Source organism: Pseudomonas sp. Marseille-Q7302 (assembly GCF_965111925.1).
Map to the genome: position 1 here is coordinate 4,089,623 of NZ_CBCOPK010000001.1, position 24,538 is coordinate 4,114,160.

Below are 24,538 nucleotides of genomic sequence, written 5' to 3' on the forward strand. Positions count from 1 at the left end.
GGCCATGTTCATCGACTTCAGCTCATGCAACGGGTTGCACGCCGTGGCCCAGGACTTCGCCCATGGCGACCGGGTGCCGCCCCACCGCCATCGCCAGGCACAGCTGATCCATGCGCTGTGCGGCGTGGTGATCGTCAACACCGCCCAGGGGCGCTGGGTGGTGCCGCCGGAGCGTGGCGTCTGGGTACCCGCTGGCGAAGAGCACGACCTGCACCTGCTAGGGCGCGTCGAGGTACGCACCCTGTTCGTCGACCCCCAGGTGCGCGCCGATCTGCCGACGCGCTGCCAGCTGATCGCCGTCTCACCGCTCTTGCGGGAACTCATCCTGGCCGCCCTGCCACTGCCGGTCGACCGACCGGCCGAGGGCCGCGCCCGGTACATCCTGCAGCTGATGCTCGACGAACTGCAGGGTTCGCCCACCGCCGGGCTGCACCTGCCCTGGCCGAACGATGCCCTGCTCGCCGAGCTCTGCCGCCACCTGCGCCAGCATCCCGGCGAGCGCTGGACCCTGAGCCGGCTGTTTCTCCGCGAGACCGGCCTGAGTTTCGGCCAGTGGCTGCAGCGGGCGCGACTGGATTCGAGCCTGACCTCGCTGGCCGCCGGCCACACCATCGTCGACGTGGCCCTGGATCACGGCTACGCCAGCCCGAGCGCCTTCGCCACTCGCTTCCGCCAGGTGCTGGGCGTGTCGCCTTCGGCCTATCGCGGCCAGGCGGGACTGCCCGACGCCCCTAGCCCAGACGCGCTTCCAGGCCCACGTCCGCCGGATCGATGAGGCCCAGGGCCGCGCCCCGCTCCGGGTGAGCGGCCAGCGCCAGGCGACCGCCATAGGGATGACGCGGGTGGATCGCCAGCTGATTGCAGGCTTCCACCACGCTGGCCACCTCCTCCAGCCGGGAAAAGTCGATACCCGGCGCTATGCCCTGGCTGTAGAGATTCAGCGCCAGGGTCACCAGATCCACGTTGCCGGTACGTTCGCCGTTGCCGAACAGGCAGCCTTCCACCCGCGTCGCGCCGGCCAGCTGGGCCAGCTCGGCACAGGCGACACCGGTGCCACGATCATTGTGCGGATGGACGCTGATGGTCACATGGGACGCCGGGCCCAGGCCGCGGATGAAGCCTTCGATCTGATCGGCATAGACGTTGGGTGTCGCCACCTCCACCGTCGCCGGCAGATTGAGGATCAGCGGTCGCTCGGCCGAGGGCTGCCAGGCCTCGAGCACTGCCTGGCAGATCTCCAGGGCGAAGTCCGCTTCGGTAAAGCAGAAGGTCTCGGGCGAATACTGATAGGTCCAGGCCGTATCCGGCTGGGCATCGCACCTGGCGCGTACCCGCTGGGTACCGGCTACCGCCATGGCCAGGGTCGCGGCGCGATCCTGATCGAACACCACCCGGCGAAACAGCGGCGCGGTGGCGTTGTAGAGGTGCACGATGGCGCGCGGCGCGCCGACCAGGGACTCGAAGGTACGGTCGATCAGTTCGACGCGGGCTGGCGTCATCACCTGTAGCCAGAGATCCTGGGGCAGCCCGTCCGCCGTGACCAGCTCGCGCACGAAGGCGAAATCGGTCTGCGAGGCCGCCGGAAAGGCCACCTCGATTTCCCGGTAGCCCACCGCCACCAGCAGGGCGAAGAAGCGCCGCTTGCGCTCCAACCCCATGGGTTCGATGAGGGCCTGGTTGCCATCGCGCAGGTCGGTGGAGCACCAGCGCGGCGCCTGGGTCAGCTGGCGACCCGGCCATTGGCGATCGGGCAGGTGAGGCGCGGCGAAGGCTTGGTACTTGGTCTGAGGTTGCTTGAGCATGGGGGACTCCAGGGCTGGGCCCTTGAGTCTGACCGGCGCCGCCCCCCGCTGCGCTTGCGAGCAGGACAGCCCCCTGCGCGATCCGGACAGCCACCAGATGAAAAAAGCCGTCGGGGAGCACCCGGCGGCTTTCTTGACCTCAACAGCAGGGCGATCAGTCTACCGAGATGCGCTCCAGCGGTACCGGCTTCAGCCGCGGCGTGAGCACATGGATGACCACGATGGCCACCAGGTAGGCGCTGCCGGCCACGATGAAGATCGGCTGGTAGGACTTGAAGATCTGCAGGATGTAACCGTTGTAGGTGGTCATCAGCATGCCGCCGATGGCACCCGCGGTACCGCCGATGCCGATCACCGAGGCCACGGCTTCCTTGGGGAAGAGGTCCGACGGCAGGGTCATCAGGTTGGCCGACCAGGCCTGGTGCGCCGCGGCGGCGAGACCGATGATGCCCACCACCAGCCACAGGCTGGAGACGAACTGGGCGGTGACGATCGGGACGACCGCCAGGGCGCAGAGCAGCATGGTGGTCTTGCGTGCCAGGTTGGCGCTGCGGCCGAGCTTCATCTGCTTGGAAGAGCCCCAGCCGCCCATCACCGAACCGATGTCGGCCAGGATATAGATGGCGATCAACGGCGGACCGAAGGATTTCAGATTCAGGCCATAGGTCTTGCCGAGGAAGTCTGGCAGCCAGAACAGGTAGAGCCACCAGATCGGATCGGTAAGGAACTTGCCCGCGGCGTAGGCCCAGGTCTCGCGAAAGGTCAGCAGCTTGAACCAGGAGATCTTGGTCTGGGTGGCCGGCGTCGCCGCCACCGGGGAGCCATCGTCCGCCTGGATGTAGGCCAGCTCTTCACGGCTCACCTTGGGGTGTTCGTGAGGGCGACGATAGATCAGCAACCAGGCGATCAGCCACAGCGCAGTGACGAGGCCGATGGAGATGAAGGCCGCACGCCAGCCCCAGGCCAAAGTGATGGCTGGCACCAGCAAAGGTGTGATGATTGGCCCCATGGCGGTGCCGGCGTTGAACAGCCCGGTAGCCTGGGCGCGTTCCTTTTGCGGAAACCATTCCGACACCGCCTTGAGGCTGGCCGGAAAGCTGCCGGACTCGCCGAAGCCGAGGGTGAAGCGCACTAGCACGAAGTGCGTGACGGTATGGGCGATGCCATGGCCGATGCTGGCGATGGTCCAGATAGTGAAGGCAAGGGCGTAGCCGATGCGTACCCCGACCTTGTCGATGATGCGGCCAAAGGTCAGGAAGCCGATGGCATAGGCGCACTGGAACCAGAACACGATCGTGGCGTAGTCGGTCTCCGTCCAGCCCAGGTCCGCCTGCAGCGTGGGCTTGAGGATGCCGATCATCTGGCGGTCGATGTAGTTGATACCGATGGCGACGAACAGCAGGGCGCAGATCAGCCAGCGATAGCGCGTGAAGCGGGAGGTTTGCTGGGTAGCGGCGACGGGCGGGACCTGCGGCCGCGAGACGGACTCCGTCTCGGGAGTGACCTGGATAGTCATCGAATAGGCTTCCTGACTTGTTGTTATTGACCGGGGTGAACCGGGGTCGTTGGAAAGCTGTTACTAGATATTCATATGACATCGTATGAGTGACTTCCCTAGGTGTCAATGCGCCCAAAGCAGAGTGGTCAGACATCTTTGTTAGGGCTAGGAGATCCGTAACGGTGAGCCCCAGGCAGCCAGCGCCGGGCGCGATATCAGCAGGGCGGCAATCCGTGACGTGGGTGGCACTTTTCCGCCTAAAGACATCTAATACGGACTTTGAAGCGAAGCCGTCGCCTCATCCTGGCCTGACGAGTCCACTGTGCCCCTCGCCGATATCCCTTCCCTGCTGGCACGCATCGCCGAGCTGGAGCAGCACAATCACCAGCTGCGCCATCAGCTCGACGACCAGGCCATGCCGTCGGAGGGCGCCGCCACCCTGGCCAGCGAGCGTTATCAGTTTCTCTTCAACGCCATGGACGAAGGCTTCTGCATCATCGAGTTCCTCGATGGTCCCCATGGTCCCCTGAGCGATTACCTTCACGTCGAGGCCAATCCGGCCTATGCCGCCCATGCCGGCATTCCCAACGTGGTGGGCCAGAAGTTGCGCGACATGGTCGGCGACGAGGCCCAGGCCTGGCTCGACCGCTACGGCCACGTACTGCGGACGGGCGAATCCATCCGCTTCGAACAGGAGCTGGTGGCCACCGGGCGCTACCTGGACGTCACCGCCTTTCGCGTGGAGCCGGCCAGCCGCCGTCAGGTCGCGGTGCTGTTCCAGGACATCACCCCACGCAAGCGCGCCGAAGCCGCCCTGCGCCAACTCAACGAGACCCTCGAAGAACGGGTGCAGGCCGCCCTGGCCGCCAACCGTATCCTGGCCAACGTGGTGGACGGCGCCGCCGCCCTGATTCAGGTACTGGATTTCAATTTCCGCTGGCTGGCGATCAACGGCTCCGGCGCCGATGTCTTCGAACAGGTGATCGGGGTCCGCCCCCGTATCGGCGCCTCCTTCAGCGAAAGCCTCAGGCACCGTCCCGAACTGCGCGACGGCATCCTCGCCCACTGGCGCCGCGCCTTCGCCGGCGAGACCTTCAGCGAGATCATCTCGGTGGGCGAGGAGCGAGGCCTGCGCCATTACGAGCTGCAGTTCAGCCCCTTGTACGATGCCGAAGGCCGCACCATCGGCGCCTACCAGTTCGCCTATGACGTGACCGAGCGGCTCAACGAGCAAGAGCGCATTCGCCTCATGGAAGAAGCCCTGCGCCAGTCGCAGAAGATGGAGGCGGTCGGCCAGCTCACCGGCGGCATCGCCCATGATTTCAACAACCTGCTGACCGGCATCCTGGGGTCGCTGGAGATGCTCGACGTGCGCCTGCGGCAGGGCCGCCTACAGAATCTGGATCGCTACACCGGCACCGCCCGCAGCGCCGCCCAGCGCGCCGCCGCCCTGACCCACCGCCTGCTGGCCTTTTCCCGTCGCCAGACCCTGGATCCCCAGCCAGTAGCCCTGGAACAGTTGGTGATCGGCCTCGAAGACCTCATCCAGCGCAGCATAGGTCCGCAGATCGCCCTGGAGCGCGAGGCCGATCCAGGCCTCTGGCTGACCCATATCGACGGCTTGCAACTGGAAAACGCCCTGCTCAATCTCTGCCTCAATGCCCGCGACGCCATGCCCGAGGGCGGTCGCATCCGCATCGTCCTGAGCAACGAGCGTCTCGACGAGGCGCGTGCCCAGCGTTGCGCCCTGCCCCAGGGCGATTACGTGCGCCTGAGCGTGGGCGATACCGGCAGCGGCATGAGCGACGAGGTGCGCGCCCGGGTCTTCGATCCCTTCTTCACCACCAAACCGCTAGGCCAGGGCACCGGCCTGGGCCTGTCCATGGTGCATGGCTTCGTGCTGCAGTCGGGTGGCGAGATCCAGATCGAATCCGCACCCGCGGCGGGTACCTGGGTCCACCTCTATCTGCCGCGCCATCATCGGGTGCCAATCGCTGACACCACAACCCATGTCGAACCCGAGCCCAACCTTCCCGGCCAGGGCGAGACCATCCTGGTGGTCGACGACGAACCCACCATCCGCGCCCTGCTGGTCGACGTCATGACGGCCCAGGGCTACCAGGTACTGGAAGCGGCCGATGCCGCCACGGCACTGGCACTGCTGCTGCCCGACACCCCTTTGGACCTGCTGGTCACCGATGTCGGCCTACCCGGGACATTCAATGGTCGCCAGCTGGCCGACGCCCTGCGCGGCCTGCGTCCGGGCCTGCCGGTGCTGTTCATCACCGGCTACGCCGAAAGCCACATCATCGGGGACGGCGATCTCGAAGCCGGCATGCGGGTGCTGACGAAGCCCTTCACCCTGGATGCCCTGGAACGGCGCATCCAGTTGATGCTGACCCCACCCTGATCCAGGTCCGGCAGCGAAATAGATAGCCTTTTGCTATCATCGGTGAATCGAATCCCTCCCCGCCCTTTCCACCGAGACGTCCATGGACAAGCGATCCTTGGTCCACCTGCTGCTGATCTTCGCCATGATCGCCTTCATGGCCCTGCTGGCGTCGCTCATCCGCTAACGACGTTAAGCCAGCCATAAGCCTGGTGGTGGCACGCTCTATCCCGTGCCGAAGAGGCATCGTAGAAGCTGACATCTGCGCTTTTGAGCCCGGGAGGATCCGGGCTCTTTTTTGTGCGGAGAAAATGCGCAGCAGTCCACGAGTCGAGGTGTTGCCCCTGCGGTAGGCCATTAGGGCCCGGCATGATGGGGCTCTTGTCCAGGAGGGACACGCCATGATCACCAGGATGCCGTCCGTTATCGCTCCGTCGCTCGCCTTCGATGTCTGCCCCCTGGGTGCGGAAGCCTCTTCGCTGTCCCTCGATATCCTCCGCCAAGGGTTCCTGGCCCTGGATCATCACGGCCAGCTCGACACGAGTCGCGCCATCAAGCGCCAGCTGCGGGCGCGCCTGGTCGACGCCGTCGATGCCCAACTGCCCAGGGTGGTGGTCGACACCCTGGAACGCGCCCTTCCTCAGCAGCTGCCCCGGCAGCAGCGCCGCACGCACGGCGGCTGAGCGCCTGCTTCAGTCCTGATAGTCCGGCTCCAGCCGCAGCAACTGACGCTTCACGCTCTCCAGATGCAGCCGCGCGCTGTCGGCATTGCCCTGCAGCATCTGCTGGCAGGCGGCGTGGGCGATCACCGGGTCTACCGGTTTGAGCGGTCGACCGCTGGCCATGGCCTTGAGCTGCACCTCGGCGGCGCGCTCCAGGTAGTAGAGATCGTCCCAGGCTTCGGCGATGCTCGGCCCCAGCACCAGCGGCCCATGATTCTTCAGCATCACCACCACCGCCTCGCCCGCCGCCCGCGCGATGCGCTCGCCTTCGGCAGCGTCCAGCGCCAGGCCGTTGTAGTCCTCGTCCACACTCAGGCGATCATAGAATTTCAGCGCGGTCTGGCCGGCCCAGACGAAAGGCTCGCCTTCCAGCAGGCAGAGCGCCGTGGCATGGGGCATATGGGTATGGAACGCCGCCCGCGCCTGGGGATTGAGCCGGTGCAGCTGAGCGTGGATGTGGAAGGCGGTGGCCTCGGGTGCGCCCTCGCCCATGACCACGCCACCGTCGAAATCGCAGATCAGCAGGGAAGAGGCCGTCACCTCGGCAAAGGCCAGGCCATAGGGGTTGACCAGGAAGAGATCGTCGTGACCCGGCACCACGAAGGAGAAGTGGTTGCAGATCCCCTCGCCCAGCCCGAGGCGCGCGGCCATGCGGAAGCAGGCGGCCAGATCGAGGCGGGCCTGGCGGATGGCCGGGGTATCGAGAGTGCGAGGGCTGGTCGCGATGGAGGCGGCAGGTTCGAAGGCGTGGGCCATGGGCGGCTCCTTGGACGGGGAGCCTAGGCATTGCACAAAGGATGCCGAGGGTTGTCACTCCGCTGTCATCATCAAATTGCAGCAATACCTTGTTACATCTAGTGGCCTCTTCCCCTGCTGAGATCCTTTCATGGCGTTCATCCCCACCCTTCTCGCCCGTGCCTGCAGCCTCGCCCTCCTTGCCAGCTCGGCGGTCATGGCCGCCGAACCGGCGCGCAACGTCATCCTCTTCATCCCCGACGGCCTGCGGGCGGGCATCGTCGATGCGCAGACCGCGCCAAACCTGGCGCAACTGCGACGCGAAGGGGTGAACTTCCAGAACAGCCATTCGCTCTTTCCCACCTTCACCACCCCCAACGCCTCGGCCATGGCCACCGGGCACTACCTGGGCGACACCGGGGATTTCGGTAACACGATCTACACCGGCTTCCCGGTTCCGGGTGCTAGCAACAGCGTCACGCCCTTCCTGGAAAACGACGAGGTGCTGGGCGATGTCGACGAGCACTTCGCCGGCAACTACCTGGACGAGGAAACCCTGCTGGCCGCTGCGCGCCAGGCCGGGCTGTCCACCGCTGCCGTCGGCAAGCTCGGCCCCGTCGCCATCCAGGACGTGACCGCCCGCGATGGGGAAAAGACGGTGATCGTCGACGACTCCACCGGCCACCCCACCGGCATCCCCCTGAGCGCGGCCATGCAGGACGCCCTGAAACAGGCCGGCCTGCCGCTGGAAGCCCCGAGCCGGGGCGCCAATGGCAAGGCCGGCAACGCCACCACGCCGGGCACCCTGAGCGCCAACGTCGAGCAGCAGCGCTACTTCCTCGGTGTCACCAACCAGGTGCTGCTGCCGCGCTTCAAGGAGAGCGGCAAGCCCTTCGTGCTGGTGTTCTGGTCGCGCGATCCCGACGGCACCCAGCACAACCAGGGCGACAGCCTGGGCAAGGTCACTCCGGGCATCAACGGCCCCACCAGCCTGGCCGCCATCCGCAACGTCGACGCCAACCTCGGCGCCCTGCGCGCCCGACTGAAAGAGCTGGGCCTGGATGGCAATACCGACATCTTCGTCAGCGCCGACCACGGCTTCTCCACCATCTCCAAGGAGAGCAAGACCAGTCCGGCGGCCAAGGCCAGCTACCCCGACGTGCCCAAGGGGCTGTTGCCGCCCGGCTTCCTCGCGCTGGATCTCGCCACCGCGCTGGAATTGCCGCTGCTCGACCCGGACGCCAAGGGCGCCGCGGTGGAGATGGACAAGGGCCAGCACCCGAGCAAGGCCAACGGCCTGATCGGTCCCGATCCGGCCAAGCCGGAGGTGGTGGTGGCGGCCAACGGCGGCTCGGACCTGGTCTATCTGCCCCAGGGCGATGCCAAGGCCCTGGCGCCCAAGGTGGTCGCGGCACTGCTCAAGCAGGACTATGTCAGCGGCCTGTTCGTCGACGACGACCTGGGCAAGATCCCCGGCACCCTGCCCCTGTCGGCGATCAACCTCAAGGGCTCGGCGCTCACCCCCTACCCGGCCATCGTGGTCAACTTCCGATCCTATGACAGCGGTTGCGGTAAACCCGACGTCTGCGCCGTGGAGGTAGCCGATACCGGCCTGCAGCAGGGCCAGGGCATGCACGGCAGCTTCAGCCGGGGCGATACCCACAACTTCATGGCGGCTATCGGCCCGGACTTCCGCAAGGGCTTCGTCGACCTGAGCCCGGTCAGCAACGCCGACGTCGGCCAGACCCTGGCCCACCTGCTGCATCTGGAGATCCCGGCCAAAGGGCAACTGGTCGGCCGAGTGATCGGCGAGAGCCTGGAAGGCGGTAAGCCGGTCAAGGCCAGCCACCAGGTGCAGCGTTCCGCACCGGCGGCGGGCGGGCTGGTCACCGAACTCAAGACCCAGAATGTCGGCAGCACCCGCTACTTCGATGCCGCCGGCTTCAAGGGACGCTCGGTCGGGCTTTGATCCGCGGTCAAAGGGTAAGGGTGCCGCGGATGCAGTCCTGTACCGCGCCACCCACCCAGATGCGGCCGGCGATGCGTGCCACCCGCACCCGGCCGCGGCGGCCCATGGCCGTGCCCTGGCTGGCCAGGTAGCGCTCCGGGGCCAGGCCTGCCGGGATCAGCCACTGCGCCAGGCTGGCGTTGAGGCTGCCGGTGACCGGATCTTCGGCGAACTCCTCGCCCATCAGGGCACGCACCTCGAACTGCGCCTCGGCAGCGCTGCCCGTCCAGGGTGCGATCAGGCCGACATTGAGACCCTCTAGCGCCGTGTAGTCCGGTCGAATCGCCAGCAGCTCCTCGCGACTTTCCAACAACACCGCGACCCAACCGGGGCCATTGTCGGCCCATTGGCTGGCCTGGAAGCGCTCAAGCGAAAGACCTGTGCCACGGGCGATGCACGCCAGCACCTCGGGCGCCACCGGCCCGCCCCGCAGCAGCGGTGGCGCGGCGAAGGCCAGCTCCTCGCCGGCCGCGCGGATCGGCACCAGGCCCGCGCCGCACTCCTGGATCACCTCGCCGCCGCGCGGCTGGCCGCCCTCGCGCAACCAGACATGGCAGCTGCCCAAGGTCGGATGGCCCGCGAAGGGCAGCTCGCGGACCGGGGTGAAGATGCGCACCCGGTAGTCGGCGGCCGGATCAGTGGGTTCGAGGAGAAAGGTGGTCTCCGACAGATTGGTCCAGCGCGCCAGGGCGGCCATCTGTTCGGTGGAAAGCTGATCGGCACCGCAGACCACTGCCAGGGCATTGCCCTCCAGGGGGCGCTGGGCGAAGACATCGACCTGATGAAAGACGAGGGACATGGCGGTGGGCTCCTGGGGCAAAGAGCCGATTGTCCGCGGTCGGCAGGCGCTAGGAACAGCCACAGCCAGGTGGCTAAGGGGCCGTACAGAAGGGTGTTGCGCGTGGGATTAGCGTGGAAAACGCTGCGCGGTTTTCCACCTTACGGCATCGACGCGGGGCTTGCCCTCACCCCAACCCTCTCCCCGAGGGAGAGGGGGCGGTTTCGAGCGCAGGGCGGCGCCTCGCACGAATCACCGGTCACCCGTAGGTTGGCGCTGAGCGCAGCGAAGCCCAACGGTCGGACCACCCGCCCTCACCCCAGCCCTCTCCCAGAGGGAGAGGGGCGGTTCCGAGCGGTGGTGGCGCCACTCCGTAGCATGGACAACGGCGCAGCCTTGTCCACGAATCCGCCGCCCACCCGTAGGTTGGCGCTGAGCGCAGCGAAGCCCAACGTGGGCACGACACCCTCACCCAATCCCTCTCCCAGAGGAAGAGGGGGAAAAGCCGAGGCACGTCCGCCCCCTCATTCCACCGCTGGTCGCCCGAAGATCCGGGTCACCGCATCCAGGTGCTCGGCCATGGCCTGGCGGGCGGCGTCGGGGTCGTGGGCTTCCAGGGCGTCGAGGATGGCGAGGTGCTCCTGCTGGGAGCGGTCGGGCATGTCTTCCGGGGTGTAGCGGCGCTGCAGGAGCTGGAACATGCTGCCGTAGCGATGGCCGAGCAGATGGCGCAGCAGCAGGGCGTAGGCCGGGTTGCCGCTGGCCTGGGCGATGCGGATATGGAACAGCCGGTCACCCGGATGGGTAGTGGAGCCCAGGCGATTGTCCTCGACGTTGCGAACATAGGCAGCGCGGATACCGGCCAGATCACTGTCGCTGGCATGCCGGGCGGCCAGGGCGGCAGCTTCCGGTTCCACCAGGCAGCGCGCCTGCAGCAGGGCGAAGGGCGGGATCTCGGCGTCCAGATCCAGCGCCAGGCTCAGTTCCGGATCCATCTCCGCCCACTGACCACGCCCGGCCAGCTCCAGCACCGGAGTATCCGGTGGTGGCGGGGCACTGGGCACGCAGACCCGTACGCCGTCGCCGACGCGCACATCCACCAGGCCAATCACCTCCAGGGCGATCAGGGCTTCGCGCACCGAGGCCCGACTCACGCCCAGCTGCTTGGCCAATTCGCGCTCGGCGGGCAGGCAACTGCCCGGCGGGTATTCGCCGCCGTCGATAAGGGCGCGCAACTGGTCGGCGATCTGCCGGTAAAGCCGTGGTTTTTCAATTACCTGAAGGGGCATGGCGGTCTCGTCTCATGCAGGTCGCGCAGTTTGCCGCGAAAAAATCCTTGCCTGAGAGCCTAGCAGGGTCTAAACAATAGGACCAATGGCCTGACCATTGACCGCTGGCGGTCAGGCGACTCACAACAATAAACAGCCAAGAGGTCTCTCGCATGAGTCATGCAGGCAAACGCGTTCTGGTCACCGCCGCCGGCCAGGGGATCGGTCGGGCCACCGCCCTCGCCTTCCATCGCGCCGGTGCCGAAGTCATCGCCACCGACATCAATGCCGCCGCCCTGGACAGCCTGGATGGGCTGCAGACCCGGGTGCTCGACGTCACCGATGCCGCGGCCGTGTCGGCTCTGGTCGCCGAGCTGGGCAGCTTCGACGTCTTGTTCAACTGCGCCGGCTACGTCCATGCCGGCAGCATCCTCGATTGCGACGAAGAGGCCTGGCGCTTCTCCTTCGAACTCAATGCCACCGCCATGTACCGGATGATCCGCGCCGTGCTGCCCGGCATGCTGGCCCAGGGTGGCGGCTGCATCATCAACATGGCCTCGATCGCCTCCAGCCTCAAGGGCGTCCCCAATCGTTGCGCCTATGGCGCCAGCAAGGCGGCGGTGATCGGCCTGACCAAGTCGGTGGCCGCCGACTATGTCGGCCAGGGCATCCGCTGCAACGCCATCTGCCCCGGCACCGTGGATTCCCCTTCGCTGCACCAGCGCATCGCCGACCAGGCCGCCCGTGAAGGCCGCAGCGAAGCCGAGGTGCAGGCCGCCTTCGCCGCCCGCCAGCCGATGGGTCGCGTGGGCCGCCCGGAAGAGATCGCCGCCCTCGCCCTGTATCTTGCGTCCGACGCCGCCGCCTTCGTCACCGGGACTGCCCAGGTGATCGATGGTGGCTGGAGCGTCTGACGCCGCTTTTCGTCTGTACCCTTTCGCCCCTCATAGGAGCTCCGATGAAACTCTTGCGCTACGGCCCCCAGGGCCAGGAAAAACCCGGTCTGCTGGATGCCCAGGGCCGGCTTCGCGACCTCTCCGGCCAGGTGGCCGATCTTGCCGGCGAGGTGCTCGGCGCCGACTCCCTGGCCCGCTTGCGCCAGCTGGACCCGAACAGTCTGCCGCTGGTGGACGGCTCACCGCGCCTGGGCCCCTGCGTCGGTCGGGTCGGCAAGTTCATCTGCATCGGCCTCAACTACGCCGACCACGCCGCCGAATCCGGGCTGGACGTGCCCAAGGAGCCGGTGGTGTTCAACAAGTGGACCAGCGCCATCTGTGGCCCCAACGACGCCGTGCAGATCCCCCGCGACTCGACCAAGACCGACTGGGAAGTGGAGCTGGGCGTGGTGATCGGCAAGGCCGGACGCTACATCGACGAGGCCAATGCCCTGGACCACGTGGCCGGCTATTGCGTGGTCAACGACGTCTCCGAGCGCGAGTGGCAGATCGAGCGCGGTGGTACCTGGGACAAGGGCAAGGGCTTCGACACTTTCGGCCCGCTCGGCCCCTGGCTGGTCACCGCCGACGAAGTGGCCGACCCGCAGAACCTCGACCTCTGGCTGGAGGTGGACGGCCACCGCTACCAGAACGGTAACACCCGCACCATGATCTTCACGGTGGCCCAGATCATCGCCTACCTCAGCCGCTGCATGAGCCTGCAGCCGGGTGACGTCATCTCCACCGGCACCCCGCCGGGCGTGGGCATGGGCGTCAAGCCGCAGTCGGTGTACCTCAAGCCCGGCCAGGAAATGCGCCTGGGCATCCAGGGCCTGGGCGAGCAGCTCCAGCGCACCGTCGCCGCAGACTAAGCACCTCCCCTCCACCCTTTTTCCAGCAACCCCCCGTGCCCGCTTTCATCCAGCGGGCACGGGCCGGGTTCGCTCATCCCGCGAAAACCCTCGAGGACAGCGCCATGCCAACAACAATTACCGGCCTGCAGATCGAAGACATCCGTTTCCCCACCAGCCAGGCGCTGGATGGCTCCGATGCCATGAACCCCGATCCGGACTACTCCGCCGCCTACGTTATCCTGCAGACCGACCAGCCGGGTCTGGAAGGCCACGGCCTCACCTTCACCATCGGCCGCGGCAACGAGATCTGCTGCGCCGCGCTGCGCGCCCTGGAACCACGGGTGCGCGGGCTGACTTTGGAATGGATCCAGGAAGACCCAGGGCGTTTCTGGCGGCACATCACGGGTGACAGCCAGCTGCGCTGGATCGGCCCGGACAAGGGCGCCATCCACCTGGCCACCGGCGCGGTGGTCAACGCCGCCTGGGACCTCTGGGCGCGCGCCGTGGGCAAGCCGGTGTGGCGCCTGGTGGCGGACATGAGTCCCGAGGAGCTGGTGCGCTGCATCGACTTCCGCTATCTCACCGACTGCATCACACCCGAGGAGGCCCTGGCCCTGCTGCGCCAGCGCGCCGAGGGCAAGGCCGAGCGCCTACAGCGCCTCGAAGCCGAGGGCTATCCCTGCTACACCACCTCGGCCGGCTGGCTCGGCTATCCCGACGACAAGCTGCGCCGCCTCTGCCAGGAGGCCATCGACGCCGGCTTCTCCCACATCAAGCTCAAGGTCGGTCGCGACCTTGCCGACGACATCCGCCGGGTGCGCATCGCCCGCGAGGTGATCGGCCCCGAGCGCCAGCTGATGATCGACGCCAACCAGGTATGGGAAGTCGGCGAGGCCATCGACTGGGTGCGCGAGCTGGCCTTCGCCAAGCCCTGGTTCATCGAGGAGCCCACCAGCCCCGATGACGTGGAAGGCCATCGCGCCATCCGCGAGGCGGTGGCGCCGGTCAAGGTGGCCACCGGCGAGATGTGCCAGAACCGCATCCTCTTCAAGCAGTTCATCATGCGCGGCGGCCTGGACGTGGTGCAGCTCGACGCCTGCCGCCTGGGCGGCCTCAACGAGGTGCTGGCGGTGCAGCTGATGGCCGCCAAGTACGACCTGCCGGTCTGCCCCCATGCCGGCGGCGTGGGCCTGTGCGAATACGTGCAGCACCTGGCGATGATCGACTACCTCTGCATCGCCGGCACCCACGAGGGCCGGGTGGTGGAATACGTCGACCACCTCCACGAACACTTCGAGGACCCTTGCCGGGTGCGCGGCGCGGCCTACCTGGCACCCCAGGCGCCGGGTTTCTCCATTGCCATCAAGGCGGCCTCCCGCGCGCGTTATCGCCACGCCGGGGAGCAGCCGTCATGAGCCTGCGCCTGGATGCCCACCAACATTTCTGGCGCTACCGCCCGGCCGAATTCGGCTGGATCGACGGGCGCATGCCAGGGCTGCAATGCGACCACCTGCCGGCCGATCTGCAGCCGCACCTGCAGCGCGCCGGCTTCGACGGCTGCATCGCCGTCCAGGCGCGCACCCAGGAAGAGGAGACGGATTTTCTGCTCGACCTGGCCGCCCAGACGCCTTGGGTACAGGCGGTGGTCGGCTGGACCGATCTGCGCGCCGCCGACCTGGTAGCGCGCCTGGAGCGCCGCCAGGGCAGTCGCCACCTGCGCGGCTTTCGCCATCCGGTGCAGGACGAAGCCGATCCCGGCGCCTGGCTGGACGATGTCGCCGCCAACCAGGGCGTCGCCACCCTGCAACGCCATGGCTATCTCTACGAATTGCTGATCCATGCCGAGACGCTGCCCGCCGCCACCGCCTTCGCCGCCCGCCACGACCACGGCGTGCTGGTGCTGGACCACCTGGGCAAGCCGCCGGGACGGGTCGCCCCCGCCGACTACGCCCGGCTGCTGGCACCCCTGGCCCGGCTGCCCCACGTCCATTGCAAGCTCTCCGGGCTGGTCACCGAGGCCGACTGGCACGGCTGGCAGGCGGAGCAGTTGCTGCCCTATGCGCGCATCGCCCTGGAGGCCTTCGGGCCGGAGCGGTTGCTGTTCGGGTCCGATTGGCCGGTCTGTACCCTGGCCGCCAGCTACGCCGAGGTGGTCGACCTGGCCGAACAGGCCCTGATGGACCTCACGGCCAATGAGCGCGCGGCGGTCTTTGGCGGCAACGCGGCCCGCCTCTATGGCCTCGGCACCCAGCCACGGGAGAAGGTGGCATGAACCTGCAGCTGGCCGACAAGGTGATCCTGGTCACTGGCGGTGGCTCCGGCATCGGCGCCGCCATCTCCCTGGCCCTGGCCGCCGAGGGCGCCATCCCGGTGAGCCTCGCCCGCGAACCGCTGGAGGCCGACTTTGCCGAACGTCTGGCCGAACAACAGCCAAAAGCTCGGGCCTTCACCGTGGAACTGTGCGACGAAGCCGCCTGCGAGCGGACCGTGGCCGCCGTGCAGGAGGCCTACGGCCGTATCGATGGACTGGTCAACAACGCTGGGGTCAACGATGGCGTGAGCCTGGCTGCCGGGCGCGCCGCCTTCGTTGCCTCCCTGGAACGCAACCTGGTGCACTACTACCACCTGGCGCACCTCTGCCTGCCGGCGCTGCGCGCCAGTACCGGCGCCATCGTCAATATCGCATCCAAGACCGCCCTCTCCGGGCAGGGCGACACCAGCGGCTACACCGCGGCCAAGGGCGGGGTACTGGCCCTGACCCGCGAATGGGCCGCCTCGCTGCTGGGCGACGGCATCCGCGTCAACGCGGTGATCCCCGCCGAGGTGATGACGCCGCTTTATGAGCGCTGGCTGCAGGGCTTCCCCGATCCGACGGCCAAGCTCGCCGCCATCACTGCGCGCATCCCCCTTGGCCGGCGCATGACCACCCCGGAAGAAATCGCCGATACCGTGGCCTTCCTGCTCTCGTCACGGTCCAGTCACACCACCGGCCAGTGGCTGAGCGTCGACGGCGGCTACCTGCATCTGGACCGGGCGCTGACGTGAAGACGTGGAGGTAGGTTGGCGCTGAGCGCAGCGAAGCCCAACAAGTGGGCAGGCGCCCTCACCCTAACCCTCTCCCAGAGGGAGAGGGGACGGTTCCGTGGATCGTGTTTAGGTTTGGCGTTAACCGAAAGCAGCAACGCGTGGAAAACGCCCTGCGGTTTTCCACCCTACGCCAGACTAAACGTAGGTTGGCGCTGAGCGCAGCGAAGCCCAACAGGGGGCGCCGCCCTCACCCCAGCCCTCTCCCAAAGGGAGAGGGGGCGGTTCCGTGGATCGTGCTTAGGTTTGGCGCTAGCCGAGCGCAGCGACGCGTGGAAAACGCCATGCGGTTTTCCACCCTACGCCAGCTCGACGTAGGTTGGCGCTGAGCGCAGCGAAGCCCAACAAAGGGTGAGCACCCTCACCCCAGCCCTCTCCCAGAGGGAGAGGGGGCGGCTCCGTGGATAGCCTTTAGGTTTGGCGTTAGCCGAGCGCAGCAACGCGTGGAAAACGCCATGCGGTTTTCCACCCTACGCCAGACTAAACGTAGGTTGGCGCTGAGCGCAGTGAAGCCCAACAAGACACGGGCGCCCTCACCCCAGCCCTCTTCCAGAGGGAGAGGGGGCGGTTCCGTGGATAGCCTTTAGGTTTGGCGTTAGCCGAGCGCAGCAACGCGTGGAAAACGCCATGCGGTTTTCCACCCTACGCCAGGCTCGACGTAGGTTGGCGCTGAGCGCAACGAAGCCCAACAAGGGTCAGGCATCGTGGCACCTCGTAGGGTGGACAACGGCGCAGCCTTGTCCACGCGCCAAACACCGAATCCGCTATCGCTTGGGACTCAAGGGACTGTCGTCCTGGTCCTCGCGCTCTTCGGTGGTGGTGGTGTTCGCCGAATCCGGCACGTCGCCGTATTCGTCGTAGTCGTGGGGGGTCTGCTTGTCGTCCGCGGGTTCGGGATTCATGAGGTACTCCAATAAAAGAAGTGCCTTCGGTGGAGTCCGCCAGCCCCTGCGGCGTTCCCGCTAGACCAGCGCCACCAGACGTTCGGCGACCCGGTCGAAGGGTTCGATGCTGCGCTGGGCGCGACACAGCGGAATCACCCCCTGCACCGCCGCCACCAGCAGCGTAGCCAGCCCCGTCGCTGCCTCGGTCGAATGCCCATGCTCGACCAACGCCACCTGCAAGCGCGCCTCCCAGCGGCGATAGATGCCCGCTGCCGCGTCCAGCTCGCGCTGGGCGATCTCGTCCACCGGCTCTTCCACCGCCACCGCCATCACCGGGCAGCCGACGCGAAAGTCCGAGTCCAGCAGGATGTCGCGCCACAGCTGCAAAAAGCCCTGAATCCCAGCCAGCGCCCCGGCCTGCAGCTGCCGCTCCAGATCGCGACTGACCTGGGCGCCCGCCAGCTCCACCGCCTCCACCACCAGCTGGTGCTTGCCGCCGGGAAAGTGATGATAGGTGGACCCCAGCGGCGCCTCAGCGCGCTTGATGGTCTCGCGGATGCTGGTGGCGTTGAGGCCGTGCTGCGCCAGCATGGCCGACGCGGCCACCACCACCCGTTCCCGCACCGTCGACTGCTCGGTCATCCATTCTCCTTGCTATGACAGTCGTCATAATTTACCGTCCAGGCATTATAACAACTGTCATAGGGACCACCCCATGCCCAGCGACGCCCTCGTCGAGGCCTTGATCACCGCGGACGGTTATCGCCTCAGCACCAGTCGCTTTCCCGCCGAGGGCACGCTGCAGGGACGGCTGATCGTTGCCGGTGCCACCGCCGTGCCCCAGGGCTTCTACCGGCGCTTCGCCCAACACGCCGCGGCCCGCGGATTCGAGACCCTGACCCTGGACTATCGCGGCGTCGGTCGCTCGGCACCCGCTTCGCTCAAGGGCTTTCGCATGGACCTGCTGGACTGGGCGCGCCAGGACCTCGCCGCCGCCGTGGACGCCATGGCCCAGGGCGACGTCCCGCTCTACCTGGTCGGCCACTCCTATGGCGGCCATGCCTTCGGCCTCCTGCCCAATCACGCCAAGGTCGCCGGCTTCTATGTCTTCGGCACCAGCGCCGGCTGGCACGGCTACATGCCGCCGCTCGAACGCCTCAAGGTGCTGGGCATGTGGAAGCTGGTGCTGCCGGTGCTGACCTGGTGGAAAGGCTACTGCCCCTGGAGCGCCCTGGGCCTGGGCGAAGACCTGCCGCGCGACGTCTATCGCCAGTGGCGGCACTGGTGCAGCTATCCCCACTATTTCTTCGACGACCCCGCCATGCGGGGCATCGAAGCCGGCTATGCCGAGGTGCGCACGCCCATCGTCGCGGTCAATGCGCTGGACGACCTCTGGGCCACGCCGCGCTCGCGTGATGCCTTCATGCAGGCCTATCGCAACGTCGACCTCAAGCGCGAAGACCTCGACCCCCGCCAGCACGGCGGCGCCATCGGCCACATGGGTTACTTCCGCGCCAACGCCCAGCCCCTATGGGATCGCGCCCTGGACTGGTTCGTCGCCCTGTCCCGCTCACCGGGGCTGAGCTGAGTCCCAAACCGGCCGCCCCAGCGGCGCGCCTGTCGCTTTTCCAAAAGCTACTCGTCGTTTCCGGACAGCCACTCCGCTGCCCCAGGTCCCATTGTGGCGGCACGAATAACAAGGAGTGACACCCGTGCTGATCGGCGTCCCGTTGGAATCCGGTGCAGGGGAAACGCGCGTGGCCGCGACCCCCGAAACCCTCAAGAAATTGATCGGCCAGGGCCACCAGGTGGTGGTGCAACAGGGTGCTGGCGAGCGGGCCAGCGTGCCCGACGCGGCCTATGCCGCCATCGGCGCCCAACTTGGCGATGCCGCCGCGGCGCTGGGCGCCGACCTGGTGCTCAAGGTCGCAGCGCCCGATGCGGCAGAGCTGGCGCTGATGAAGCCTGGCGCCGTGCTGATCGGCATGCTCAACCCCTTCGCCCAGGAGACCCTGGACCAGCTCAACGCCCGCGGCCTCACTGCCTTCGCCCTGGAAGCGGCGCCGCGCACCTCCCGCGCCCAGAGCCTGGACGTGCTCTCCTCCCAGGCCAACATCGCCGGCTACAAGGCAGTAATGCTGGCGGCCGACCACTATCCGCGCTTCATGCCCATGCTGATGACCACTGCCGGCACGGTGAAGGCCGCGCGGGTGCTGATCCTTGGCGCCGGGGTGGCCGGGCTGCAGGCCATCGCCACCGCCAAGCGCCTCGGCGCGGTGATCGAGGCTTCCGATGTGCGCCCGGCGGTCAAGGAGCAGATCGAATCCCTCGGCGCCAAGTTCGTCGACGTGCCCTTCGAGACCGAGGAAGAACGCCAGTGCGCCGAAGGCGTCGGCGGCTATGCCCGGCCCATGCCGGCTACCTGGATGGAGCGCCAGGCCAAGGCCGTGCACGAACGCGCCAAGCAGGCCGACATCGTCATCACCACCGCACTGATCCCCGGTCGTCGTGCGCCCACCCTGCTGCACGAAGCCACCGTGGCCGAGATGAAGCCCGGCTCCGTGGTCATCGATCTGGCCGCCAGCCAGGGCGGCAACTGCCCGCTGACCGAGCTGGACCGGGTGGTGGTCAAGCACGGCGTCACCCTGGTGGGCTACGGCAACCTGGCCGCCCGGGTGCCGGCGGACGCCTCGGCGCTCTATGCCCGCAACCTGCTGGACTTCCTCAAGCTGGTGCTCAAGGACGGGGCCTTCCACCTCGACCTAGAGGACGACATCGTCGCCGCCTGCCTGATGTGCCACGGCGGCGAATTGCGCCGCAAGAACGCCTGAGCCCCAGCCCGGCCCCTCTGCCTTTAAAGGACTGCCCCCCATGGATCTGATTTCCGACGGCATCTACAACCTGATCATCTTCGTGCTGGCCATCTATGTCGGCTACCACGTGGTCTGGAACGTCACCCCCGCGCTGCACACCCCGTTGATGGCCGTGACCAACGCCATCTCCGCCATCGTCATCGTCGGCGCCATGCTCGCCGCCGCCCTCACCGTCACCCCGCTGGGCAAGACCATGGGCACCCTGGCCGTGGCCCTGGCGGCGGTCAACGTCTTCGGCGGCTTCCTGGTCACCCGCCGCATGCTGGAAATGTTCAAGAAGAAGGCCCCCAAGGCCCCGGCGGAGAAGCCCTGACATGAGCATGAACCTCATCACCCTGCTCTACCTTGTCGCCTCGGTGTGCTTCATCCAGGCACTCAAGGGCCTTTCCCACCCCACCACCTCGCGCCGCGGCAACGCCTTCGGCATGGCTGGCATGACCCTCGCCGTGCTCACCACCCTGGCGTTGATCCACAAGCTCGGCAGCGAGCTGGCGGTGCAGGGCATCGGCTATGTCATCGTCGGCCTGCTGGTCGGCGGCAGCGCCGGTGCCTACATGGCCAAGCGCGTGGAAATGACCAAGATGCCCGAGCTGGTCGCCTTCATGCACAGCATGATCGGCCTGGCCGCGGTGTTCATCGCCATCGCCGCGGTGGTCGAGCCGCAGTCCCTGGGCATCGTCGCCACCTTTGGCCAGCCGATTCCCAGCGGCAACCGCCTGGAGCTGTTCCTCGGCGCGGCCATCGGCGCCATCACCTTCTCCGGTTCGGTGATCGCCTTCGGCAAGCTCTCGGGCAAATACAAGTTCCGCCTGTTCCAGGGCGCCCCGGTGCAGTTCGCCGGCCAGCACATCCTCAACCTGGCCATTGGCGTGGCCATCCTCGCCCTGGGCCTGATGTTCACCTTCAGTGGCAACCTCGGCGCCTTCGCCGTGCTGGTGGCCCTGGCCTTCGTCATCGGCGTGCTGATCATCATCCCCATCGGCGGCGCCGACATGCCGGTGGTGGTCTCCATGCTCAACAGCTACTCCGGCTGGGCCGCCGCCGGTATCGGCTTCTCGCTCAACAACTCCATGCTGATCATCGCCGGCTCACTGGTGGGATCGAGCGGCGCCATCCTCTCCTACATCATGTGCAAGGCGATGAACCGCTCCTTCTTCAACGTCATCCTCGGCGGCTTCGGCGGGGCGACGGAAGCCGCGGCCAGTGGCGGTAGCCAGGAGCAGCGCCCGGTCAAATCCGGCTCGGCGGACGACGCCGCCTTCCTGCTGGGCAACGCCGACAGCGTCATCATCGTCCCCGGCTACGGCCTGGCCGTGGCCCGCGCCCAGCACGCCCTCAAGGAGCTGACCGAGAAGCTGGTCCATAACGGCGTGACGGTGAAATACGCCATCCACCCGGTGGCTGGCCGCATGCCCGGCCATATGAACGTGCTGCTGGCCGAGGCCGAGGTGCCCTACGACCAGGTGTTCGAGATGGACGACATCAACTCCGAATTCGGCCAGGCCGACGTGGTGCTGGTGCTCGGCGCCAACGACGTGGTCAACCCGGCCGCCAAGAACGACCCCAAGTCACCCATCGCCGGCATGCCCATCCTCGAAGCCTTCAAGGCCAAGACGATCATCGTCAACAAGAGATCCATGGCCAGCGGCTACGCGGGCCTGGACAACGAACTCTTCTACCTGGACAAGACCCTGATGGTCTTTGGCGATGCCAAGAAGGTCATCGAGGAGATGGTCAAGGCGGTGGATTAAGCCCTGCCCTCGCGACCGTTTGGGCGGTCGTGGGGGTAGTTCGTCGGCGATGAAATCCGCAGCGCCTACCCCTTCCAAACACTTTCACCCCAAGCGAAGCCTTGCCAACCCTCGGTTTCGGCTGCACTCGCTGCAAAAATCGTCAGACTTCACTGCAAAAGTCTTAGCAATTCCGGCCTTTTGCCAGCCTTGACGCCTCCTACCGTGCCTCCTACTGTGAAATCCATCACAAGGAAGCAGCCGTCACGATCCCTCGTCTCGGCCCCGGCCAGGACGCCGCTATGCCGCCCAAAGACCGTCACGGCAAGACCGCGCAAGACTATCGCGCCGCGCTCATCGCCGAACTCGACGCCGTTCCCGGCTACCGTCGCCGCCGCAAGGCGCAGCGCTCTCCTCTGCTATTCGTCTGGCTACTGGTGCCTGTCGCCCTGCTCTGGCTGAACTGGCCTTGGGTAGAGCGTTGGCTGCATCCTGCGCCTGTGGCTGAACCGCCTTTTGAAGTTGCGGAAAGCAAAACGCCTGCATCTCCCCTCCCTCCTTCTTTACCTGCACCTCACCAAGCCATAGCCGCGCCTCAACCTCTAGATGCCTGCCTCAAGCAGGGCAACGTGGTGGATGAAGAGGTATTGCGTTGCCGCTATGGCGCCGTGCCTCGTGCGCAAGAGCCGGCTTCGGCTCCGCAGGGAATGGTGTCAGCAGCCTATCTCGCCCAGTACAAGGCGGGGCAAGAGCTAGCTCCCGTGTATACCTCTTCCTCACCTTCTTTCAGCGAAAGCCATTGGGTTCGCAAGTGGGATGGCAGCGGTTCGTATTTGGCTACTTGGGAGGTACAAGACAGTCGGATTGATTACGGCAGTGTTTGCGGGAATCACCGTAAGGGATCAATTGAGTATCGGGAGTGTAGGAAAGGGGCAAAACAGTGGTTCAAGGGGCAATGCGCAGCATTGGGTAAGGCCAAGGGGCAAGAGCTGACTCGCGAGAGGTATTGCTCAGCGGCTGAAGAGTTTGGACCGATGGGATAATCCATTTTTAGCAAGACACTATCGATCCGCCAATTCTAGTCCGCACAGATCCATTCCTCCTGCCCAACGCTTTGGCAGAGAGCGTCTATACTGAAAATTATCTTATATATTTTTTACGATTTCCTAATAAAAAGAGGGCATATGGCAAAGAGAAGCGGCTTTGAGAAAGTGATTCGAGCCATAGCGCGTGAAACAGCCAAACAGCAACGACTTCAAGCCTCTGAACAACGCGCCTTACAGCAGGAGGCCGACCGTACGCAACGTGAACAAAGAAGAGATAGGGCTATAAAAGAACGCGAGCAAGCTCGCTACAGCCGCGAGTCCGAACGATTTGCAAAGCAAAACTATTTAGAATTTCAAACACAAGAAGCACGCGACAAAAATGGTAGCACCGCACTATTCTTAAGCGAACTTGAGAATATTTTATCCGCTACATTAATGGTTGATGACACGGTTACCTTTGACTCGCTTAGAGTCTTAGAAAACCCACCACAATTCGCCCCACCAAAGTCTTTAACAACTGCCATAAAAGGTCCTTCCCTAGAGTCATTTACGTCAAAAGTACCCTCTTTACCTTGGCATGCCTTTTTAATGCCAGGCTATAAGGCCAAACACTCGGAAAAACTAAGACTCGCCAACGAGCAATTTATTGCTAGCGAGCAGCAAATCAACACTCAAAACACGCAACGTTTAGATTTATTAAGGAAAGCTCGCGAGGACCATGAAGCAGGAGTATCAGCTTTTTTGGAAAAGAAAGCACTTCGCGACTCTGAAGTCGATGCGTTTCGTTACTCTTATTATGAGGGCGACCCGGAGTCCATTGTAGCTTATTGCAGCATGGTTCTTGAAAAATCTGTCTATCCAGAAGGTTTTCCACAAAACTTTTCTCTGGCCTATCAACCTGACTCAAAACAACTGGTAATTGAGTATGAACTACCTACGGTAGAAATAATCCCCAGCGTAGCCGAGTATCGCTATGTCAAAACTAGAGACGAGATCGTTGAGAAGCTACGCAAGCCTGGAGAAATAAAAGCATTATATTCGGATGTTGTGGCGAGCATAGCACTAAGATGCTTACACGAAATATTCGAGGCTGACCAAGGCGAGTTTCTTGAGACCTGCTGTTTTAGCGGATATGTGAATACAATTGATCCTGCAACCGGCCGGGAGATACAACCGCATCTTGTTTCCGTCCGAACGTCGCGCAAAACTTTCACAGAGATAGACTTAGCGCGGGTAGATCGAGCTGTGTGCCTTAAAAATTTAGGCGCCCATGTTTCTAGATCTCCAAGCGAAGCTCAAGCCGTTAGGCCTATTATTGAATTTCATATGATAGACAAACGATTTGTTGACCAACAGGACCTTACTTCACAGCTGAGCTCTGCCACCAACCTAATGGACCTTAACCCATACGAATTTGAAACTCTTGTAGCAAATCTATTCTCGAAAATGGGACTAGAGTCTAAGCTTACAAGATCCTCGCGAGACGGAGGCGTTGACTGTATTGCTTACGATCCCCGACCAATTCTAGGGGGAAAAGTAGTAATTCAGGCAAAACGCTATAGACATACCGTGGGAGTTTCGGCAGTTCGAGATCTTTACGGAACGATGATGAATGAAGGTGCAAACAAAGGAATCCTAGTAACCACTAGCGGCTATGGACCCGACGCATTTGAATTCTCGAAAGACAAACCGATAGAGCTGATCGAGGGTGGCGGATTGCTTTTCCTCCTTCAAGAAATCGGAGTTGAAGCACGAATATTAATGCCTGAAGACTAGGAAAATGCACAAAAAAATCATCAAAATACAATCCTAACTTGCCACATAATAAAACCGCCTACTGAATAGCCGCTGCCTAACTTAAAGAAATCTCAACATAATACTACAGATAAAAACCATCACCTTTACCAAAAGGAATCTCAAGTTTAAATCACA

The 24,538-nt window shown here is 64.9% G+C and carries 22 protein-coding genes; 15 read left to right on the top strand and 7 right to left on the bottom strand.

Annotation, left to right across the window (positions count from 1 at the left end):
* Nucleotides 1-4: 4 nt before the first annotated feature.
* Entirely contained in the window at nucleotides 5-775 is a 771-nt protein-coding gene (locus ACWPW1_RS19085) for an AraC family transcriptional regulator (protein ID WP_454253943.1), read from the top strand.
* On the opposite strand, the gene ACWPW1_RS19090 is transcribed toward ACWPW1_RS19085, so the two are convergent.
* Nucleotides 732-1,802, bottom strand: a complete 1,071-nt coding sequence (locus ACWPW1_RS19090; protein ID WP_454253695.1) for a 2-isopropylmalate synthase — start codon at nucleotides 1,800-1,802, stop codon at nucleotides 732-734. The genes ACWPW1_RS19085 and ACWPW1_RS19090 overlap by 44 nt on opposite strands.
* A gap of 154 nt (nucleotides 1,803-1,956) precedes the next feature.
* A complete protein-coding gene (locus ACWPW1_RS19095; RefSeq protein ID WP_059316166.1) occupies nucleotides 1,957-3,318 on the bottom strand; it encodes an MFS transporter in 1,362 nt (453 codons plus the stop codon).
* Nucleotides 3,319-3,622: 304 nt separating this feature from the next.
* Here ACWPW1_RS19095 and ACWPW1_RS19100 point away from each other — a divergent pair, with 304 nt between their 5' ends.
* Nucleotides 3,623-5,710, top strand: a complete 2,088-nt coding sequence (locus ACWPW1_RS19100) for a PAS domain-containing protein (protein ID WP_454253696.1) — start codon at nucleotides 3,623-3,625, stop codon at nucleotides 5,708-5,710.
* A gap of 380 nt (nucleotides 5,711-6,090) precedes the next feature.
* Entirely contained in the window at nucleotides 6,091-6,372 is a 282-nt protein-coding gene (locus ACWPW1_RS19105) for a hypothetical protein (RefSeq protein WP_434774993.1), read from the top strand.
* Between the two features lie 9 nt (nucleotides 6,373-6,381).
* Here ACWPW1_RS19105 and ACWPW1_RS19110 read toward each other — a convergent pair whose 3' ends face one another.
* Nucleotides 6,382-7,167: an aldolase gene (locus ACWPW1_RS19110; RefSeq protein WP_454253697.1), complete on the bottom strand. Its 786-nt coding sequence runs from the start codon at nucleotides 7,165-7,167 to the stop codon at nucleotides 6,382-6,384.
* Between the two features lie 130 nt (nucleotides 7,168-7,297).
* Between ACWPW1_RS19110 and ACWPW1_RS19115 the strand changes: the two genes are divergently transcribed.
* Nucleotides 7,298-9,115, top strand: coding sequence for an alkaline phosphatase family protein (locus ACWPW1_RS19115; RefSeq protein ID WP_454253698.1), 1,818 nt, complete (start codon nucleotides 7,298-7,300; stop codon nucleotides 9,113-9,115).
* Nucleotides 9,116-9,122: 7 nt separating this feature from the next.
* On the opposite strand, the gene ACWPW1_RS19120 is transcribed toward ACWPW1_RS19115, so the two are convergent.
* On the bottom strand, nucleotides 9,123-9,953 hold the full coding sequence (locus tag ACWPW1_RS19120) for a PhzF family phenazine biosynthesis protein (RefSeq protein ID WP_454253699.1): 831 nt from the start codon (nucleotides 9,951-9,953) through the stop codon (nucleotides 9,123-9,125).
* A 503-nt stretch (nucleotides 9,954-10,456) separates the two neighbouring features.
* A complete protein-coding gene (locus ACWPW1_RS19125; protein WP_454253700.1) occupies nucleotides 10,457-11,221 on the bottom strand; it encodes a FadR/GntR family transcriptional regulator in 765 nt (254 codons plus the stop codon).
* A 152-nt stretch (nucleotides 11,222-11,373) separates the two neighbouring features.
* Here ACWPW1_RS19125 and ACWPW1_RS19130 point away from each other — a divergent pair, with 152 nt between their 5' ends.
* The 5 genes from ACWPW1_RS19130 to ACWPW1_RS19150 all read left to right on the top strand — a co-directional run bounded on the left by ACWPW1_RS19130 (nucleotide 11,374) and on the right by ACWPW1_RS19150 (nucleotide 16,034).
* Nucleotides 11,374-12,114 carry an SDR family oxidoreductase gene (locus ACWPW1_RS19130; RefSeq protein WP_059316172.1) on the top strand — a complete coding sequence of 247 codons (741 nt, stop codon included), beginning with the start codon at nucleotides 11,374-11,376 and terminating at the stop codon, nucleotides 12,112-12,114.
* A gap of 44 nt (nucleotides 12,115-12,158) precedes the next feature.
* On the top strand, nucleotides 12,159-13,007 hold the full coding sequence (locus ACWPW1_RS19135; protein WP_454253701.1) for an ureidoglycolate lyase: 849 nt from the start codon (nucleotides 12,159-12,161) through the stop codon (nucleotides 13,005-13,007).
* A 104-nt stretch (nucleotides 13,008-13,111) separates the two neighbouring features.
* Nucleotides 13,112-14,404 (top strand): L-fuconate dehydratase, encoded by a 1,293-nt coding sequence (locus ACWPW1_RS19140; RefSeq protein ID WP_454253702.1) that lies wholly within the window; start codon nucleotides 13,112-13,114, stop codon nucleotides 14,402-14,404.
* Nucleotides 14,401-15,261 carry an amidohydrolase family protein gene (locus ACWPW1_RS19145; RefSeq protein ID WP_454253703.1) on the top strand — a complete coding sequence of 287 codons (861 nt, stop codon included), beginning with the start codon at nucleotides 14,401-14,403 and terminating at the stop codon, nucleotides 15,259-15,261. The genes ACWPW1_RS19140 and ACWPW1_RS19145 overlap by 4 nt, the downstream gene beginning before the upstream one ends.
* Nucleotides 15,258-16,034: an SDR family oxidoreductase gene (locus ACWPW1_RS19150; protein ID WP_454253704.1), complete on the top strand. Its 777-nt coding sequence runs from the start codon at nucleotides 15,258-15,260 to the stop codon at nucleotides 16,032-16,034. The genes ACWPW1_RS19145 and ACWPW1_RS19150 overlap by 4 nt, the downstream gene beginning before the upstream one ends.
* 803 nt (nucleotides 16,035-16,837) lie before the next feature.
* On the opposite strand, the gene ACWPW1_RS19155 is transcribed toward ACWPW1_RS19150, so the two are convergent.
* Nucleotides 16,838-16,975: a hypothetical protein gene (locus tag ACWPW1_RS19155; RefSeq protein ID WP_167348568.1), complete on the bottom strand. Its 138-nt coding sequence runs from the start codon at nucleotides 16,973-16,975 to the stop codon at nucleotides 16,838-16,840.
* Between the two features lie 60 nt (nucleotides 16,976-17,035).
* Nucleotides 17,036-17,599, bottom strand: coding sequence for a TetR/AcrR family transcriptional regulator (locus ACWPW1_RS19160; RefSeq protein ID WP_059316177.1), 564 nt, complete (start codon nucleotides 17,597-17,599; stop codon nucleotides 17,036-17,038).
* 73 nt (nucleotides 17,600-17,672) lie between these two features.
* Here ACWPW1_RS19160 and ACWPW1_RS19165 point away from each other — a divergent pair, with 73 nt between their 5' ends.
* The 6 genes from ACWPW1_RS19165 to ACWPW1_RS19190 all read left to right on the top strand — a co-directional run bounded on the left by ACWPW1_RS19165 (nucleotide 17,673) and on the right by ACWPW1_RS19190 (nucleotide 24,382).
* Nucleotides 17,673-18,545: an alpha/beta hydrolase family protein gene (locus tag ACWPW1_RS19165; protein ID WP_454253705.1), complete on the top strand. Its 873-nt coding sequence runs from the start codon at nucleotides 17,673-17,675 to the stop codon at nucleotides 18,543-18,545.
* 124 nt (nucleotides 18,546-18,669) lie between these two features.
* Nucleotides 18,670-19,788, top strand: coding sequence for a Re/Si-specific NAD(P)(+) transhydrogenase subunit alpha (locus tag ACWPW1_RS19170; RefSeq protein ID WP_454253706.1), 1,119 nt, complete (start codon nucleotides 18,670-18,672; stop codon nucleotides 19,786-19,788).
* A 40-nt stretch (nucleotides 19,789-19,828) separates the two neighbouring features.
* Nucleotides 19,829-20,143 (top strand): NAD(P) transhydrogenase subunit alpha, encoded by a 315-nt coding sequence (locus tag ACWPW1_RS19175; protein ID WP_454253707.1) that lies wholly within the window; start codon nucleotides 19,829-19,831, stop codon nucleotides 20,141-20,143.
* Between the two features lies 1 nt (nucleotide 20,144).
* Complete coding sequence (locus ACWPW1_RS19180; RefSeq protein ID WP_434775000.1) at nucleotides 20,145-21,581, top strand: NAD(P)(+) transhydrogenase (Re/Si-specific) subunit beta; 1,437 nt, start codon at nucleotides 20,145-20,147, stop codon at nucleotides 21,579-21,581.
* A 281-nt stretch (nucleotides 21,582-21,862) separates the two neighbouring features.
* Complete coding sequence (locus tag ACWPW1_RS19185) at nucleotides 21,863-22,603, top strand: hypothetical protein (protein WP_454253708.1); 741 nt, start codon at nucleotides 21,863-21,865, stop codon at nucleotides 22,601-22,603.
* 141 nt (nucleotides 22,604-22,744) lie between these two features.
* Nucleotides 22,745-24,382: a restriction endonuclease gene (locus ACWPW1_RS19190; RefSeq protein ID WP_454253709.1), complete on the top strand. Its 1,638-nt coding sequence runs from the start codon at nucleotides 22,745-22,747 to the stop codon at nucleotides 24,380-24,382.
* Nucleotides 24,383-24,538 lie beyond the last annotated feature (156 nt).